This is a genomic window from Mucilaginibacter sp. 3215, assembly GCF_050433785.1.
Taxonomy (GTDB): domain Bacteria; phylum Bacteroidota; class Bacteroidia; order Sphingobacteriales; family Sphingobacteriaceae; genus Mucilaginibacter.
Window position 1 is genome coordinate 305177 of the sequence record NZ_JBNPWO010000002.1, and the last position, 18692, is coordinate 323868.

Annotated in this window: 16 protein-coding genes; 10 read left to right on the plus strand and 6 right to left on the minus strand. The window is 42.2% G+C overall.

Annotated elements, in window-relative coordinates; all coding sequences use genetic code 11:
* The first annotated feature begins 69 nt into the window (after positions 1-69).
* Positions 70-693, plus strand: coding sequence for a 7-carboxy-7-deazaguanine synthase QueE (locus ABIC84_RS05090; RefSeq protein ID WP_429262861.1), 624 nt, complete (start codon positions 70-72; stop codon positions 691-693).
* A gap of 38 nt (positions 694-731) precedes the next feature.
* Positions 732-2636, plus strand: coding sequence for an OmpA family protein (locus tag ABIC84_RS05095; RefSeq protein ID WP_429262862.1), 1905 nt, complete (start codon positions 732-734; stop codon positions 2634-2636).
* Between the two features lie 89 nt (positions 2637-2725).
* Here the strand turns inward: ABIC84_RS05095 and recQ are convergent, their stop codons facing one another.
* Positions 2726-4918: a DNA helicase RecQ gene (recQ, locus tag ABIC84_RS05100; RefSeq protein WP_429263051.1), complete on the minus strand. Its 2193-nt coding sequence runs from the start codon at positions 4916-4918 to the stop codon at positions 2726-2728.
* Between the two features lie 260 nt (positions 4919-5178).
* Here recQ and ABIC84_RS05105 point away from each other — a divergent pair, with 260 nt between their 5' ends.
* Positions 5179-6264 carry a mannose-1-phosphate guanylyltransferase gene (locus tag ABIC84_RS05105; RefSeq protein WP_429262863.1) on the plus strand — a complete coding sequence of 362 codons (1086 nt, stop codon included), beginning with the start codon at positions 5179-5181 and terminating at the stop codon, positions 6262-6264.
* Between the two features lie 132 nt (positions 6265-6396).
* Here the strand turns inward: ABIC84_RS05105 and rlmB are convergent, their stop codons facing one another.
* Positions 6397-7158, minus strand: coding sequence for a 23S rRNA (guanosine(2251)-2'-O)-methyltransferase RlmB (rlmB, locus tag ABIC84_RS05110; protein WP_429262864.1), 762 nt, complete (start codon positions 7156-7158; stop codon positions 6397-6399).
* A 305-nt stretch (positions 7159-7463) separates the two neighbouring features.
* On the opposite strand from rlmB, the gene dnaB reads away from it, so the two are divergent.
* A complete protein-coding gene (dnaB, locus tag ABIC84_RS05115) occupies positions 7464-9029 on the plus strand; it encodes a replicative DNA helicase (RefSeq protein ID WP_429262865.1) in 1566 nt (521 codons plus the stop codon).
* A gap of 78 nt (positions 9030-9107) precedes the next feature.
* Here dnaB and chrA read toward each other — a convergent pair whose 3' ends face one another.
* Positions 9108-10307, minus strand: coding sequence for a chromate efflux transporter (gene chrA / locus ABIC84_RS05120; protein WP_426588391.1), 1200 nt, complete (start codon positions 10305-10307; stop codon positions 9108-9110).
* A 139-nt stretch (positions 10308-10446) separates the two neighbouring features.
* Complete coding sequence (locus ABIC84_RS05125) at positions 10447-10788, minus strand: tetratricopeptide repeat protein (RefSeq protein ID WP_429262866.1); 342 nt, start codon at positions 10786-10788, stop codon at positions 10447-10449.
* Between the two features lie 45 nt (positions 10789-10833).
* On the opposite strand from ABIC84_RS05125, the gene ABIC84_RS05130 reads away from it, so the two are divergent.
* The 4 genes from ABIC84_RS05130 (at position 10834) to ABIC84_RS05145 (ending at position 14654) form a co-directional block, all read left to right on the plus strand.
* On the plus strand, positions 10834-11571 hold the full coding sequence (locus tag ABIC84_RS05130; protein WP_188831875.1) for an electron transfer flavoprotein subunit beta/FixA family protein: 738 nt from the start codon (positions 10834-10836) through the stop codon (positions 11569-11571).
* Positions 11572-11600: 29 nt separating this feature from the next.
* Entirely contained in the window at positions 11601-12578 is a 978-nt protein-coding gene (locus ABIC84_RS05135; protein ID WP_429262867.1) for an electron transfer flavoprotein subunit alpha/FixB family protein, read from the plus strand.
* A 23-nt stretch (positions 12579-12601) separates the two neighbouring features.
* On the plus strand, positions 12602-13201 hold the full coding sequence (locus ABIC84_RS05140; RefSeq protein ID WP_091164922.1) for a bifunctional nuclease family protein: 600 nt from the start codon (positions 12602-12604) through the stop codon (positions 13199-13201).
* Positions 13202-13394: 193 nt separating this feature from the next.
* Positions 13395-14654, plus strand: a complete 1260-nt coding sequence (locus tag ABIC84_RS05145; protein ID WP_188831873.1) for a nucleoside permease — start codon at positions 13395-13397, stop codon at positions 14652-14654.
* A 116-nt stretch (positions 14655-14770) separates the two neighbouring features.
* On the opposite strand, the gene ABIC84_RS05150 is transcribed toward ABIC84_RS05145, so the two are convergent.
* Together ABIC84_RS05150 and ABIC84_RS05155 are read right to left on the minus strand one after the other, a co-directional pair.
* Complete coding sequence (locus tag ABIC84_RS05150; protein ID WP_429262868.1) at positions 14771-15484, minus strand: ThuA domain-containing protein; 714 nt, start codon at positions 15482-15484, stop codon at positions 14771-14773.
* Positions 15485-15587: 103 nt separating this feature from the next.
* On the minus strand, positions 15588-17297 hold the full coding sequence (locus ABIC84_RS05155) for a GMC oxidoreductase (RefSeq protein WP_426588403.1): 1710 nt from the start codon (positions 17295-17297) through the stop codon (positions 15588-15590).
* A gap of 185 nt (positions 17298-17482) precedes the next feature.
* Here ABIC84_RS05155 and ABIC84_RS05160 point away from each other — a divergent pair, with 185 nt between their 5' ends.
* Positions 17483-18328 carry an MOSC domain-containing protein gene (locus ABIC84_RS05160; RefSeq protein ID WP_426588405.1) on the plus strand — a complete coding sequence of 282 codons (846 nt, stop codon included), beginning with the start codon at positions 17483-17485 and terminating at the stop codon, positions 18326-18328.
* Positions 18325-18609 (plus strand): SelT/SelW/SelH family protein, encoded by a 285-nt coding sequence (locus ABIC84_RS05165; RefSeq protein ID WP_413323074.1) that lies wholly within the window; start codon positions 18325-18327, stop codon positions 18607-18609. Before ABIC84_RS05160 ends, ABIC84_RS05165 begins: the two co-directional genes overlap by 4 nt.
* Positions 18610-18692 lie beyond the last annotated feature (83 nt).

Consider the following 18692-nt stretch of genomic DNA (forward strand, 5'->3'; position numbering starts at 1 on the left):
GTGTAACGTTTTGCCTTTCACCTTTTAGCTTTTGCCTATCTTTCAGTACCTTTGCACCCTTAAATAACTATGGCACACCAAATACCAGACGATGGCACGCTGCTTCCTTTAATGGAAGAGTTTTATACGATACAGGGCGAAGGATATAACACGGGCAAAGCCGCATATTTCATTCGCCTTGGCGGCTGTGATGTAGGTTGCCATTGGTGTGATGTTAAAGAAAGCTGGGATGCCGAGTTGCATCCCCTTACCGCGGCTGATACAATTGTGAGCAACGCCGCCCTTCATCCAGCAAAAGCTGTTGTGGTTACCGGCGGCGAGCCGCTTATTTACAACCTTGATTATTTGACCCACAACCTGCACGAAAAGGGAATAAAAACATTTATTGAAACTTCAGGTGCGTATCCGCTTTCGGGCGATTGGGACTGGATTTGCCTTTCACCCAAAAAATTCAAGGCGCCTGCGCCAAACGTGGCCGAATGTGCCCACGAGTTAAAAGTGATCGTTTTCAATAAATCCGATTTTGAATGGGCCGAATATCACGCTAAAATGGTATCGCCCGACTGTAAGCTTTACCTGCAGCCCGAATGGTCAAAATCCAAAGAACTGACCCCGCTGATTGTCGATTATGTAAAAGAAAACCCGCAGTGGGAAATTTCACTACAAACACATAAGTATCTGAATATTCCATAATCTTTGTAACTTACGGTATTAATTATCCTTAGTTACAAATGAAAATTGCAGTATTATTGGTGCTTGCATTGTGTTTACCTGCTTTGCTTGGCGCCCAGCAGCAAACCCGGTATTCGTCATCCAATAAAGAAGCTGTAAAATATTTTGCTACCGCTTATCAAAACCTTGATGAACATCTTTATGATGAGGCGATTCAAAACTCGCTTAAAGCTATTAGCGAAGATTCAAAGTTTATAGAAGCGCGGTTATTACTCGCCGACCTGTACCGAATGAAGCGCATGTACAAGCCAGCTGTTGAGCAATACGCTAAAGCCATTTCACTTAGTCCGGAATTTAACAGGGGAGTGTATCTCAAAGCCGCTGAAATGGAAATCCACGATGCAAGCTACACACAGGCCCAGCAACATCTCGAAAAATACCTTACCTATCCTGATATCAGCCCACAAAACAATACTTACGCAAAAAAACTGCTTGCCGATGCTAAATTTAGTATTCAGGCAATGACCCATTCGGTGCCATTTAAGCCTGTAAATATCGGCCCTGAAATAAACACTGCCAATGATGAGTACCTCCCGGTTGCTACAGCCGACGAAGGCACGTTGATATTTACCCGAAAAATCAATAACAACGAAGATTTTTATAAAAGCGAAATGATAAACGGCAAGTGGAATACTGCCACTTATTTAAGTAATCAAATTAATACTGAAAAATATAACGAAGGTGCGCAATCCATATCGCAGGACGGTAAATACCTGTTTTTTACGGGATGCAATCGCCCCGACGGTTTGGGTCGTTGCGATATTTATATCGCTCAAAAACGGGGAAATGACTGGGGTAAACCTGTTGACCTAAACCCACCAGTAAATACGTCGAGCTGGGAATCTCAACCCTCGATAAATGCCGATGGCCGCACACTTTATTTTGTAAGCAACCGTAAAGGCGGTTATGGCGGATATGACATTTGGAAAAGTAGGCTGGGTGAAAAAGGCTGGGGCGAACCTGAAAACCTGGGTCCCAATATTAATACCCCCTACAATGAATTATCGCCGTTTATTCACCCTGATGACAGTACACTTTATTTTAGCAGCGATGGCTGGCCGGGTTTAGGCAGCAAGGACCTGTTTGTTAGCCGCATGGATAAAGACGGTAAATGGCAAAAACCCGAAAACCTTGGATATCCTATCAATACCAGTGGTGATGAGGGCGGCTTATCATTAACTGCCGCCGGAGATTATGCTTTCTTTTCATCGGATAATTTAAAGGGTTTGGGCGGTTATGATATTTATAAGTTCGAACTGCCTGTTAAGTTGCGGCCCCATTTGGTAACTTATGTTAAAGGCTTTGTAAAAGACGTAAAGACAAAAGCCCCCCTTGAAGCTGCAATTGAGATTATTGACCTGGAAAGCAACTTGCCAGTTTACCAGGATTACAGTGACGATGAACAGGGGGACTTTTTAGCCACACTAACGTCGGGCAAAAACTATGCGCTTAATATTTCAAAAAGCGGATATCTGTTTTATTCCGAAAACTTTTCGCTTAAAAATTATAAAATTAAAAGCCCGTTTAACATTGTGGCTTTGTTATCCCCCATTGAAATTGGCAATAAGGTAATCCTTAAAAATATTTTTTTCGATACTAATAAGTTTGACCTTGAAAAGGAATCAAAAGCCGAACTTGCCAAACTCATTGAATTTTTAGGGGTAAACTCAACTACCCGTATAGAGATTTCAGGTCATACAGATAATACAGGTAATCACCAGGGTAACCAAACCTTATCTGAAAACAGGGCAAAGTCTGTTTATCAATATCTTGTATCGAAAGGAATTTCCCCTACCCGCCTTATTTACAAGGGATACGGTGAAACGCAACCGATAGCATCCAATACAACAGAAGAAGACAGGGCAAAGAACAGGCGTACGGAATTTATGATCATAACTAAATAAGCCTAAAAGCCAACAGCAACAATCAGGGGAAAAGCAAAAAGCCTTCAGGATTAAATCTAAAGGCTTTCTGTAGTAGGACTTTTAAACCACTAATTCCCCAACTCCGACATGAATTTGATACGCATTAACTGCACCTCTTCACGGGTGTAATCATCACTGCCCAGTTCGGCTAACGCTTCATCAATAGAGTCGGCTTCTGCAGTGCGGAAATAATCAAATACTTCTTCCTGCTTATCTTCGTCAATCACCTCATCAATATAGTAGTTCAGATTGAGCTTGGTTCCTGAGTTAACTATAGTTTCAACTTCTTTCAGGATCTCCTCATAAGTAAGACCTTTTGAAGCAGCAATATCATCAAGGTTTAAATGCCTGTCGATATTTTGGATAATGAACACTTTAAGCGCCGATTTATTGGCAGCACTCTTGATCACCATATCAATTGGCCGGTCAATATCGTTATCCTCTACATATTTCTGGATCAAATCCGTAAAAGGTTTACCAAATTTCAGCGCCTTGCCTGCACCAACACCCGAAATTTGTTTAAGTTCTTCGGTGTTGATCGGATAATGGGTGCACATTTCCTCTAACGATGGATCCTGGAATATTACAAACGGAGGTAAGCCCTTTTGTTTTGCAAGCTTTTTGCGCAACTCCTTAAGCATTTGTAATAACTGCGTATCAAGTGCCCCACCGCTTTGTTTTGGGCCGTCATCGTCACTATCATCATCAGTAGCTTCCATGACTTTGTTTAAAACAAACCGGATGCTGTGCGGGTTCTCAATAAAGCCTATGCCACTTTTAGTAAGCCTTAAAAGCCCGTATTGATCAATGTCTTTTGAAATGTAATTATTGAGTAATGCCTGCCTTAAAAGCGAGTTCCAAAGATTTTTGCCATGTTCTTTGCCCGAACCGTAATAGTCAAGCTGATCATGCTCATAATTTTTGATCTGAGCATTTTCCTCACCCATTAATATGCTGAGGATATGGTGGTCGTCAAACTTTTCGCCAATATGCTTAATCAAACTTAATGCCCTGTGCAGGTGCTCCTCCCCATCAAAATGTTCTTTATGGGTACAGCAATTATCGCACATGTTATTACAGCCTGCTTCATTAAAGTTTTCGCCAAAATAATGCAATAATTGTTTACGGCGGCAAACCGACGACTCGCAATAATCGATAACCTCCTTTAGTATCTGAGTACCTATTTCACGTTCCGAAACAGGCTTGTCTTTCATAAATTTCTGAAGCTTGTCAATGTCCTTTTCCGAATAAAAAGCCACGCAAACACCTTCTCCTCCGTCACGCCCGGCCCTTCCTGTTTCTTGGTAGTAGCCTTCCATACTTTTAGGCACATCATGGTGTATAACGTAGCGAACATCGGGTTTGTCAATACCCATACCGAATGCAATCGTAGCAACAATAACATCGACATCTTCCATCAGGAATTTGTCCTGCGTTTCTGCACGCACTTTAGGATCAAGCCCTGCATGATAGGGCAATGCCCTTACGCCGTTAAGATTTAGTGCCTCGGCTACTTCCTCAACCTTTTTGCGGCTAAGGCAATAAACAATTCCCGACTTGCCCTGGTTTTGTTTTACAAATTTTACAATCTCTTTTATTACGTTACGCTTGGCCCTAACTTCATAAAAGAGGTTACCGCGATTAAATGACGATTTAAATACGGTTGCGTTATTCATTTGCAGGTTTTTTTGAATATCCTGCTGAACTTTTGGAGTAGCTGTGGCCGTTAAAGCAATTATGGGGATATTTTCGCCTATATTACTGATCACCTGGCGTATTTTACGGTATTCGGGCCTGAAATCATGCCCCCACTCCGAAATGCAATGTGCTTCATCTACCGCCACGAATGAAACGTGGTTAAGGCGTAAGAAATCAATATTTTCCTGCTTGGTTAACGATTCGGGGGCTACGTACAATAACTTGGTTTTCCCTGCCAGTACATCTTCCTTAACTTTGCCTATCTCTGATTTTGTAAGTGATGAATTTAAAAAATGGGCTATACTATCTGATCCTCCAAACGCCCTGAGCTGATCTACCTGGTTTTTCATCAGGGCTATCAATGGCGAAATTACGATTGCCGTGCCATCGCTCATCAAAGCTGGTAACTGATAACACATCGATTTGCCGCCACCAGTAGGCATAATAACGAATGTATCATTACCGGCCAGGATGTTGGTTATTATCGCTTCCTGTTCTCCCTTAAAATTATCAAACCCGAAAAAATTCTGGAGATTGTCAAATAGCGATTTCTTTGTTTCTATCATTATTTTAACAAATTCTTAAATTGTATTTAAAAGTTTAAAGTAACAAAATTTTCTAAATAAACGATGGATTTACTTTTAAATTTTATGCAAAAATGATGATTAGATGAAAAACAATTTCATCGCTTGTTCATTTAAAGAACCAGACAAATTTGTGGTTATGCCCACCGTTAAATTATTTAGCTACACTTAATGGATAATTAACAAATTATTACACATTTTTACGGTCGATATACCAAATTAAAATTCTTTACTTGCTCATGAATAAAAACTATTATGCGATAATTATGGCTGGAGGGATTGGAAGCCGCTTTTGGCCGATAAGCCGTACATCGCACCCCAAACAGTTTATAGATATACTTGGTACCGGTAAAACCTTAATACAAAACACCTACGAACGCTTCCTGAAAGTTTGCCCCAAAGAAAATATTTACGTTGTTACTAACGAAAATTACACCAAACTTGTAAAACAACAATTGCCCGATATGGAGGATCAGCAGATCCTTACCGAACCGGTAATGCGAAACACCGCACCTTGTGTTGCCTATGGCTGTTTTAAAATTGAAAGCCTTAACCCCGATGCCGCTATTGTTGTAGCCCCTTCTGATCAGCAGATCCTGGATGAAGATGCTTTTGTTGCCGCTATCGAAAAATCATTGCAGACCGCTGCTTCAAATGACTACCTGATAACCCTGGGCATTAAACCATCAAGGCCAGATACCGGTTACGGATATATCCAATACACTGATAACGTTATCAATGATGAGTTTCATAAAGTAAAAACCTTTACCGAAAAACCCACTCTTGAAATAGCTAAAACCTTTATTCAAAGCGGCGACTTTTTATGGAATGCAGGCATCTTTGTTTGGTCGGCCAAAACTATTGTTAAGGCCTTTAATCAGTATCTGCCCGAAATGCATGAGATCTTTGCTGAGGCAAAACCGGTTTATAATTCGGACGATGAAAAGTCTTATATACACAAGGCTTACCAGCAATGCGTCAATATCTCGATAGATTACGGCATTATGGAAAAAGCAGATAATGTGTATGTATTACCTTCGGATTTTGGGTGGAGCGATCTGGGTACCTGGGCATCAATATATGACCTTGCCGAAAAGGATTATGTAGGTAATGCCGTTATCCCTGCCGAAAAAGTGATCATGTATGATTCTTCAAACTGCATGGTAAACGTGCCGGGCGAAAAACTGGTAATATTGCAGGGCCTGCATGATTATATCGTGGTAGAATCAAACAACTCCCTGCTCATTTGTCCCCGCGACCAAGAACAGAACATCAAGCAGGTTGTGGCTGATGTAAAGAATAAGTTCGGGACGAAGTATATTTAGTATTTAGTGAGTTGTTGATTAGGCGAATGGAGAGTGGTTACTTCTTGTTCGTCTAATCAACAACATATTCAATAATATTCAACGGCATAGTGCATTCTAACTACCCACCTAATACAACCATTTACTACCCACTTACGCCGTACGCTGCCTTATCGCCTCATACAAAATCACCCCGGTTGATACCGATACATTCAACGATTCAATTTCGCCGAACATAGGGATCTTGGCCAGGTGGTCGGAGATCCGGATGATCTCGTTACGAATTCCATCTTCTTCCGACCCCATGACGATGGCCGTAGGTACGGTATAATCCGGAGTGTAAATATTGTCCTGTGTTTTTTCGGTGCAACAAACCAGTTGTAAGCCCGATTCCTGGAGGAAGCGTACAGTTTGCATAAAACTATCATGTCGGCAAACAGGGATTTTGTATAATGCGCCAGCCGATGTTTTAATGGCATCAGGATTTATCTGCGCCGAGCCTTTGGCTGGGATCACAATAGCATGCACACCGGCACATTCGGCAGTGCGGGCAATGGCACCCATGTTCCTCACATCAGTAATGCTGTCTAAAACTAAAATTAACGGCGTTTCCCCCCTCTCAAATACTTCGGGAATGATGTCCTCTATCTTTTGATAAACAATAGGCGAAATCACAGCTATAACGCCCTGGTGATTTTTTTGGGTAATACGGTTCAGTTTCTCAACAGGGACTTGCTGTGCAGTTATCTGATACTCGTTCATTAGTTCTTTAAGCTCCTGTATCAGACCACCGCCTATGCCTCGCTGTATAAATAACGCCTCAATCTCTTTACCCGAACGGATCGCTTCCACTACCGCCCTGATACCAAAAACCATTTGATTGCTTTCGCGCTGAGGCCTTGAATTAAATGCCATTTTATTATTTAAATTTTGGCAAAAGTAGCTATATTAATTGATTAAGCCGTTATTGAACTGATAACCCTTTTGGGTTTAACAACATTTGAATGAGAATGCTATCAACACTTCAAAACTTTATTAACATTGGCTCAATTACCTGAAAATCAACTTGCCCAAATTCCATTAAAAAGTTATCAACACCGAGGTGTTTATTAAAAACCTTAAAATTATCGCCCTGTGTATGATTATTTTAAAATGCCGATACACTATGTTAGGTGTTTCCTTTGCCTGCCGAACCATTTTTTGTATATTTTTGTACCCTTATGAGTTTTGAGAATAACAACCAGTATAACAAGCCGAATACTTTTGAACGCCGCGGCCGGATCCCCAATCCAACGCCATTCATTGCAGGTGGCAAATTGCAGCCACAGGCTACAGATTTGGAGGAAGCCGTTTTGGGCGCCCTTATGCTGGAGAAAGATGCGCTCTCATCTGTTATAGATGTTTTAAAACCCGAAGTTTTTTATCAAACCAATCACCAAAAGATTTTTTCTGCAATAAAAATCCTGTTTGAAAAAACACAGCCTGTAGACATCCTTACCGTGACTGCCGAATTGCGCAGGCTGGGCGAGCTGGAAATGGTTGGCGGTGCTTACTATATCACTGAACTTACAAGCCGCGTTGCATCAGCCGCCAATATCGAATTCCATTCGCGCATCATCATTCAAAAATTTATCCAGCGCGAACTTATCCGCATTTCTACAGAGGTGATCAACAATGCATATGAGGATACTGCCGACGTATTCGACCTGCTGGATATGGCTGAAAAAAATCTGTTTGAAATAGCCCAGAGTAATTTACGCCGCGATGCCCGTAATATGGACGATCTTGTTCATGAGGCCCTGCGCGATATTGAAGCCCTGAAGGATAAAAAAGATGGTTTAACAGGTGTTGCCTCTGGCTTTACCAACCTTGATCGGATGACCTCAGGCTGGCAAAAATCAGATCTGGTGATCATTGCTGCTCGTCCGGCGATGGGTAAAACAGCTTTTGTATTAAGCTGTGCCCGTAATGCAGCAGTTGATTTTGACAAACCTGTTGTTGTGTTTTCGCTGGAGATGTCATCTGTACAGTTAGTTAACCGTTTGATAGCTGGCGAGGCAGAAATTGAGCAAGAAAAGATCCGTAAAGGCACACTTGAAGAATGGGAATGGCAACAGGTACACTCCAAAATTGGCAGGCTTGAAAAAGCAACATTTATCATCGACGACACCCCTGCCCTAAACATCTTCGAGTTCAGGGCAAAATGCCGCCGCTTAAAATCACAGTATGATATCCAGTTAATCATCATCGACTACTTACAACTGATGCATGGCAAGGCTGAAGGCAAAGGTGGCGGGGGCAACCGTGAGCAGGAAATCAGTAGCATTTCTCGTGCTTTAAAATCAGTTGCCAAGGAGCTCAGTGTGCCGGTAATCGCACTGTCACAGTTAAGCCGTGCGGTTGAAAGCCGGCCGGGCAACTCAAAAAGGCCAATGCTTTCAGACTTACGTGAATCGGGCGCTATTGAGCAGGATGCCGACATGGTATTATTCCTCTATCGTCCAGAATATTATGGCCTGACCGAAGATGAGGACGGTAATCCAACCCAGGGTGTGGGCGAGGTAATTATAGCCAAACACCGTAACGGTGAAACAGGTACTGTTCGACTTAAATTTGTGGGCAAATATGTTAAGTTCACAAATCTTGAAGAAGGTATGGATGGCTTCCCCCCTCCCGCAGGTAACGCTTTCGCAGGCCTTGCCCCTTCGCAGGATTTTGAAAAGCAGAGCAACTTCATTATACGTCCATCAAGAATGGACGACATAGATGATGAACCTCCGTTTTAATCTCATTTCGAATGTGGGATTTTCGATTTCGGATTTATTTAAAGACAATATCCGAAATCAAAAATGCAAAATCACAAATCAAAATATTATTCCTAAAACCACACCGATAATGATCACTATCGGTGTTTTTATTTTGGTAAAATGCAGCACCAGGAAGGTGCCGATCATTAAGGCATAGGCTGTCCAATTTAAGCCAAAAGGCCTTACCAGTAAAATCAGCGCAGTAGCCATAAAACCTACAGCTACTGCATTTATACCGCTCAGTGAGTTTTTGATACGTGTAATCTTCTTCAAATCCTCCCAAAACGGCACAATAAACAGGATAAGGATAAGGCCTGGTGTATTGATGCCAATAACAGCAACCAGGCTCCCAATTACCTGCCCCCAAATGCTGTAACCCTTGTTGCCAAGCGTTATGCCGCCCAAAAACGAAGTAAATGAAAATGTAGGCCCGGGCAAAGCCTGCTGCAAGGCATAACCCGACAAAAACTCCGACCGGCTTAAGTAATGCTTAACCTCAACAAATTCGGTATACATGAGTGGTACCAGCACTTGTCCCCCTCCAAAAATAAGGATGCCGTTGCGGTAAAAGTTTTCAAATAAACGGATTGGTAAACTTAATGGGGACGTTTGATTTACAACCGCACCTAAAGCAGCGAAAAAAAGCAGAATCCCTATAAAGTATGCTACTTTATTAGGATTTACATTTGAATATAGTTTTACCCTCAATTCGTTTTCATGCTGCTGGGTTTCCATGGCCGACGATATAATGCCGCCAAGCAATATGAGTATCGGAAAGGCATAAGCATTTTGAAGGATGAGTGTCACAATCAGTGAACCAATAGCCAGCATGGTGCTGACCCTGGTCTTCAAAAATTTATTGGCAAATGTATAAGTGGCATAAGCAACTATGCCTACCGCTATAGGCTGTACATAACTGATTACATGAGCAAATTTGGCCTTATTAGCAACCATACTGTAACTGATAGCCGCCATACACATAATAGTAGCCGAGGGTAGGATCCAAATTAAAAATGTAATAATAGCCAGCCTAAGTCCACCCACTTTCCAGGCTATCCCAACCAGTGTTTGGGTTGACGAAGGGCCGGGCAATACCTGCGATAAGGCGTTAAGCTCCATCAACTCATCTTCGGTAATATATTTTCGTTTTTCCACAAATTCGCGCAGCAAAACAGCAATGTGGGCCTGCGGTCCGCCAAAAGCGGTAAAAGTATAAATTAGCACATCCCGCAGAAATAATAGTTGCCGTTTCTTCATTTGTATATTCGCAGATAGTTTTTTGCAGATAGTTCATAGATCATGGTTCATAGCAGGCAGATCATAGATATGTTCACGAAAAATGGACGAGCCAATACTGCGGAGCTACCATGAACTATTAACCATTAACTATGAACTACTAATAATCGTCATCGTCTTCTTCAAAACCCATTGCCTGCCTATATACTGCCTGCAATTCAGAAAAAGCATGGTTATCGCGCTTTTCTTTTGTCACTTTCATACCGGCTTCATAAGTTTTAATGGCGTCATCCTTTCGGTTTAGCGCTTCATAAAGCTTACCCAAATGATAATAGGTACCTGTATAGCCGGGGTGGTTATTTACCAGGTCTTCATAATAAGTAAGAGCCTTATCTGTCTCATTCAGACGCAGATATTCTGTTGCCAGGGCATATTTCAGAAACTCATCATCCGGTTCATTTTTTATAAATTCCAACAGCTTATTCAATCTGCTTAACTCCATTTTAAACTCTATCTTTTTTAACTAAATTTGCAAAAACCTATTGATATGAAGATTCTGGTATGTATAAGTAATGTTCCTGATACCACCACAAAAATAACTTTTACTGATAATAACACGCAATTTAATACAAACGGCGTTCAGTTTATACTTAACCCTTATGATGAAATTGCACTTGCCCGCGCCATTGAACTAACCGACGGCGGTAAAGGTACAGTAACTGTAATAAATGTTGGGGAAGCAAATACAGAAGCCACTATACGTAAAGCCCTGGCCATTGGCGCTACCGATGCGATACGAATAAACGCTAAACCGCACGATGCCTGGTATGTAGCATATCAGATTGCGCAATATGTAAAATCAAATCCTTTTGATCTGATCCTGACAGGTCGTGAATCTATTGATTATAATGGATCAAAAGTTGCTGGTATGCTTGGCGAACTGCTTGATCTGCCATCGGTATCCATCATTAAAAAATTAGATGCCGCTGACACAGAGGCAACCGTTGAGCGCGAGATTGAAGGTGGTAAAGAGGTTTTAACTATTCCCTATCCTTTTGTAGCCGGTACGGCCGAAGGTGTGGCCGAACCCAAAATACCCAATATGCGCGGCATTATGTCTGCCCGAACCAAGCCACTTACAGTTGTTGAACCGGTTGAGGTAAAAACATTTTCGGAGATCATTAGTTATGAAACACCTGCTCCACGCGGCCAGGTGAAGCTTATACCTGCTGATGATACTGCTAAACTGGTTGAGCTGCTGCATACCGAAGCGCGTGTTATATAAATTATGATCTAAATCATTAACAGATAAATATGTCAGTTTTAATATATGCGGAAAATACCGGGGGCAAATTCAAGAAATCAGTTTTTGAAGCCGTTTCTTATGCCCGCGCCATTGCCGATCAAAATAATACTTCCCTTACCGCTGTTTCAATAGGCATCGTTGACGCCACCGAATTAGCTTTATTAAGTAAATACGGTGTAGATAAAGTGCTTAATGTATCAGGAGATAAATTGAAGGAATTTGTAAACCAGGCCTACGCCTCTGTCATAGCCGAGGCGGCCAAAAAAGAAGGTTCGGCTGTTGTGGTACTATCAAACACATTTTCGGGTCGTGGTTTAGCGCCCCGGATAGGTGTTAAACTGGAAGCCGGTGTTGCCGACGGAGCGGTTGCTTTACCTGAACAGACAGGCGGCTCGTTTAAAGTAAAAAAGACAGCATTTTCAGGTAAAGCTTTCGCGACTGTCGAGCTTACCTCCGCCATAAAAGTTATTGCGCTTGTGCCCAACTCTTATAAAGTTGTTGAAACTGGCGGTACTGCCCAGGTTGAGGACTTTAGTGTTGAAACTAAAGCTTCAGACTTTAAGGCGATGATTAAAGAAATCGTTCGTTCAACGGATAAAGTTTCATTGCCTGATGCTGAAATCGTTGTTTCGGGCGGTCGCGGTTTAAAAGGCCCCGAAAACTGGGGCATGATAGAAGAACTTGCCGAACTTTTAGGCGCAGCTACTGCATGTTCAAAACCTGTATCAGATGCTGGCTGGAGGCCGCATAGCGAACACGTTGGACAAACCGGTATAGCTGTCAGTCCAAATTTGTATATTGCAGTCGGTATTTCAGGTGCAATTCAACACCTGGCCGGGGTAAGTTCATCAAAAGTTATTGTAGTCATAAACAAAGATCCGGAAGCACCGTTTTTTAAGGTGGCAGATTACGGAATTGTGGGCGACGCGTTTGAAGTACTCCCTAAATTAATAGCAGCCGTTAAAGAATATAAAGCTTCAGCATAAATACAGGTGTGATGGGGAATAACATGAAAAAAATAAAGCTTGATATTGTCGGCTTATCATACAGTCAAACTCAATCGGGCGCCTATGCACTTGTTTTAGGCGAGGTTAGCGGCCGTCGTCGCTTGCCTATTATCATCGGAAGCTTTGAAGCTCAGGCTATCGCTATCGAAATAGAAAAAATGACCCCAAGCCGCCCGCTTACGCACGACCTGTTCAAAAGCTTCGCCCAGGCTTACCAGATTGAAGTTCAGGAAGTGATCATCTATAATTTGGTTGATGGGATATTTTATGCCAAACTGGTTTGCAGCGACGGAAAGCGTTCTGTAGAAATAGATGCCCGCACTTCTGACGCTATTGCAGTAGCTGTACGCTTTGACTGTCCTATCTTCACTTATGAATTTATTCTTTCAACTGCGGGCATTGTTATAGAAGGCAACGATTTTGTTTACCTGGAAAATATCAACGAAACGCCCGAAGAAAAATCGGTGAGCGCATCAGTGAGCGGTTATGCTTCTATCAGTACCGAGGAGCTGAAAACCAAACTCCAGGAAGCCCTGGCCGAAGAATCATACGAAAAAGCCGCCAAGATCCGCGATGAACTGAACAAGCGTAAAGCATCCTAATGATTTCGGATTTTCGATTTCGGATTTGCCAAAAGATAATTTATCACAAATAATAATATTAAACAGAAATCCAACCCCGGATTTCTGTTTAACAATCGTAATTTCTACACTTGTAGCTTTCTGATTTACATTTATTTCACTACTTTCCGCTTTTAATTTAACACTGACTAAAATTATTTAAACCCGGTACCATATGAATATTAAGTTCCGCTTAATACTGATGAATTTTATGCAATTTTTTATCTGGGGTGCCTGGTTGCTTACCATTGGTGCATACTGGTTCCAGGATAAACATTGGTCGGGCGCACAATTTGGGGCAATCTTCAGTACCATGGGTATTTCGGCAATATTTATGCCTGCCCTTACCGGTATCATAGCCGATAGGTTTATCAATGCTGAAAAGCTTTACGGTATCATGCATATTTTAGGGGCGGCATCCTTATTTACCTTGCCTTTAATTACCAGTCCTTCCGCCTTTTTCTGGGTAATGCTGATCAACATGATCTTTTATATGCCAACCCTTTCATTATCAATAACAGTGGCATATTCGGCGTTAAAAAGTAACAACAAAGATGTAGTTAAAGATTATCCTCCTATCAGGATTTGGGGAACTATTGGATTCATAGCTGCGTTGTGGACAGTGAGTCTCACACACAACGAAACCTCTCCCAACCAGTTTTATATTGCATCGGCCGTAGCCCTTGCACTTGGCATTTATTCTTTTAGTCTTCCTAAATGCCCGCCACTTTCGGCCAAAGCAAATAACAAATCGTTTGTTGATTCATTGGGGCTAAATGCCTTTAAACTATTCAAAGATCCAAAGTTTGCTATTTTCTTTGCATTTTCGATGCTTTTGGGCGCAGCACTGCAACTTACCAATGCGTACGGTGATACCTTTATACAAGACTTTAAAAATATAGCCATTTATAAAGATTCGGTCGGCGTAAAATACCCGGCCATTATCATGTCCATCTCCCAGTTTTCTGAAACGTTTTTTATTTTACTGATCCCATTCTTCCTGCGTAAGTTTGGTATTAAGTATGTAATGCTGTTCAGCATGCTGGCCTGGGTGCTGCGTTTTGGCCTTTTTGCCTTTGGCGATCCGGCAGGTGGTTTATGGATGATTGTTTTATCATGCATCGTTTACGGCATGGCTTTCGACTTCTTCAATATATCGGGCTCGCTGTTTGTTGAAACACAGGCTACTCCTGATATCAGGGCAAGTGCACAAGGCCTGTTTATGATGATGGTAAACGGTTTCGGGGCATTCTTCGGAAGCATCGCAAGCGGCCTTATTATCGATCATTTCTTTTTGCTGCCGGGCGGTGGTAAAGATTGGCATGGGATCTGGCTTACGTTTGCCGGGTATGCTTTGGTAATTGCTATTATCTTCCCGTTTGTGTTCAGATATAAACATAATAAAGCGCTTGTTGAAGCGATACAGCATGCCTAGGAACCATAATTTGGGGATTGCCATGATAGTACAAAAGAGAAGGCCCGCGAATTCGCAGGCCTTCTCTTTTTATAATATAATAGGATCAAGAAATCCTTAAATCCTAAAATCATGGTTCATTTCCAACCCATTGCATATTTGATACCACCTAACAGATGGTTCAAATATAATGGATCAGCATATGATTCATCAGTATGACCTAATTCGGTATAAAAAGCCCTGCCGCCATCGAAGTTATGATACCATGCCATTGGGTGATTGTCACCATTTTCGCCGCCGGTGTAACTTTTCTCATCAATTTTAATCAGTACGTGCAGATCATCGCCTATCCATTTATAGTTATACCATTCGTCCCATCGCTTCCAGGTTTCGGGCAGATGTTTAGTGGCAATAAAATTACGGTCGACCACATGTAATGTTGCTTCCTGTTGTTTTGGATGACTTTTAAAATAAGCCCCTACCAGTTTACCATACCATGGCCACTCATACTCGGTGTCTGTTGCGGAATGTACGCCAACAAAACCACCGCCAGCCTTAATATATTGCTCAAATGCAGTTTGTTGGGCATCATTTAAAACATCGCCGGTGGTGTTTAAAAATATTACCGCCTTATATTGTTTTAAATTATCTATGGTAAACCTCGCGGCATCAGTGGTGCTGTCTGCATCAAAATTATTTTCCCGCCCCAGTTTAATTATTGCAGTTACGCCGACCGCTATTGATTTATGAGGGAAACCCGCGGTTTTACAAAATATCAGTACTTTATCTTTAGCAAGTACCTGGCTTATTAGTGTGCCTATTAAAAGGCAAATGGTAAGTAGTTTTTTCATAGCTAGTGAGTGGTTGATTATGTTGATTAAGTGAGTGGTTAGCCTTTAGGAAAAATAGAACTGAACCATTCACCTAATCAACCGCTCACTAATCACCCAATTATTATAAATTCCCTTTCTTCAATTCATCTACTGCAAAATGAGCAGCGCGGGCCGTCATAGCCATATAAGTTAACGATGGATTTTGGCATGCCGCTGAGGTCATAGCTGCACCATCGGTAACGAACACGTTTTTGGCATCCCATACCTGGTTGTTTCCATTAAGCACCGAAGTTTTAGAGTCACGCCCCATCCGCGCTGTACCCATTTCGTGGATCCCATCGCCAACGTTATGACCGCGATCATGCGTTTCAACGTTTTTTACACCAGCACTTTCAAGCATCGCTTTGGCTTCTCTTACAATATCAAAGCGCATTTTCTTTTCGTTTTCTTTGATCTCAGCATCCATCGCTAAAATAGGCAACCCCCATTTGTCCTTGCGGGTTTTATCAAGGGTAATCTTATTTTCGTGATAAGGCAGCAATTCACCAAAACCGCTTAAGCCTATAGTCCACGGACCTGGCTCGGTAAGTGCGTCTTTATAGTCGGCTCCAATGTTCAATTCAGCAATCTCACGGCTCCATCCCATACGGCTTGCCGCTCCCTGGTAACCGAAACCACGCAGGTAATCACGTTTATCACCAAACAGGTTGGCAAAGCGCACAACATAAATACCGTTAGCCCGGCGACCATAATAATATTTATCCTCAAAACCTTCAACCAGGCCGCTTGCGCCAAGGTTGTAATGGTGATCCATAATGTTGTGCCCAAGTTCACCGCTGCTGCTGCCTAAGCCATCCGGCCAAATATCCGTAGCAGAATTCATCAAAACCCAGGCGCTGTTCAAAGCAGAGGCGTTTACAAAAACTATCTTTGAATAATACTCATAAGTTTGGTTGGTTTCGGCATCAAGCACCTCTACCCCTTTGGCTTTTTTTGTATCCTTATCATACAATATCTTAGTAACGATAGAAAATGGCCTGACCGTTAAATTGCCGGTTGCCAAAGCTGCAGGCAAAGTTGATGATTGCGTGCTGAAGTATCCTCCAAAAGGGCAACCCTCCCAGCACCGGTTCCTGAATTGGCAGGCCGTACGTCCTGGAATTGCGGCTGTTAAATTCGCGGAACGACCAATAATCATATGCCTTGCTCCGTTATAGTTTTTCTTGATCCGGGCAGCAACATCCTTTTCAACCACGTTCATGTCCATCGGCGGTAAATAATGACCATCGGGCAGTTGCGGTAAGCCTTCCAATGAGCCGCTGATTCCTGCAAATTTCTCTACATGATCATACCAGGGTGCAAGGTCTTTATATCGAATAGGCCAGTCAATGGCCCAACCATCTTTGGCATTTGCTTCAAAATCAAAATCACTCCAGCGGTAGCTTTGCCTGCCCCATAAAATGGAGCGACCGCCAAGCTGGTATGAACGCCACCAGTTAAACGGTTTAATCTCGGTATATGGTGCGGCCTGTTCGTCAGTCCAGTAATCCATAATGGGTTCGGTCGCTCCCCAGTTGCGTGAGATCACCGGGCGTTGCTTGCGCTGGGCTTGGGTTGGCGAACCGGCATGTTGTCGGTCCCAGGGGTCCTGATTAGCAGTTTTATAATCTTTAATGTGCTCAAAGTTTCGGCCCCGTTCAAGCATAATGGTTTTTAAGCCAAGTTCGGATAACTCTTTTGCTGCCCAGCCACCGCTGATGCCTGACCCTATTACAATGGCATCATAGGTATTATTAGCCTTAGCCTTGCCGTTTATATTACTTAATGGCATAATTATAAATTGGTTTTTAGATTGGATAAAACAATTATATTAATTAAAAATCGATATTGCAATCGATTGTGAAAAAGAACCATGATTTTTAGGACTGAAGGATTATCAAGATTATAATTTCTGGTTTAGGTATCATGAAATCGTCTAATCCTGAAAATCATGGTTCTTTTATTTATTTTTACCCCATGCTACAAGTAAGCGAATTATACATCTACCCTATCAAATCATTGAGCGGCGTTGCTGTGCAAAATGCGGAGGTTACCCGCCGTGGTTTACAACACGACAGGCGTTGGATGCTGGTTAATGAACACGGGCACTTTATAACCCAGCGTGAGTTTCCGCAGATGGCTCTGATCAAAACCACAGTAGAAACTGATGGTATAGCTGTACATCATCATTCGGGCGGATCATTATTAATTCCATTTAATGGCGAAAGAAAATCCTTGCAGCAGTTTGCAGTTTGGGATGATACCTGTATGGGGCAATACGTGAATGAAGAATTTGACCGGTGGTTCAGCCAGGCGCTCAATATAAAATGCCGCCTCGTTCACATGCCCGACGACAGCGAGCGCGAAGTTGACCAACGCTACGCAAAACCCGGTATGATCACGTCATTTGCCGACGCCTATCCTTTCCTGCTCATCGGGCAGGCTTCGCTTGATGATCTTAACAAACGGATGACGTTGCCATTGCCAATGAACCGCTTTCGGCCAAACATAGTTTTTACCGGAGGCGAAGCTTATAGCGAAGACCTGATGAATGAGATTGAAATAGCAGGCATAACCTTTTACGGGGCAAAGCTTTGTGCACGCTGTGTGCTTACTACTATTGATCAGCACACAGCTGTAAAAGCCAAGGAGCCTTTAAAAACCCTTGCCTCCTATCGCATGAAAAACAACAAGATCATGTTTGGGCAAAATCTGGTACATGAAAATACCGGCATAATTTCGGTGGGTGATGAACTTGATGTTTTAAGTACCCATACCGAAGAAAGATTTATTGTAGTAAAGAAACCGATAACAACAGAATGAAACCAACCATAACTATTGAATATTGCCCTAAATGCAACTGGATGATGCGCGCCGCTTACATGGCGCAGGAACTGCTTACAACATTCACCGATGATGTAAATGGTGTTACCTTAAAACCAAGTGAAGTAAGCGGCAGGTATACGATAACCGTTGATGAAGAAACACTGTTTGACCGCAAGCGTGATGGCCATTTCCCGGAAATCAAAGAGCTAAAACAGGCTGTTCGTGATAAGGTAAACCCGGGTAAAAGCCTCGGTCATTCAGACAGGCATCAGTTGTAACTTTTATATAACAATGTCTGTATAAAATATCCTTTCTATATAATCTATAATATTACTCGAAAAAATAGTTAATTTAGAGAATA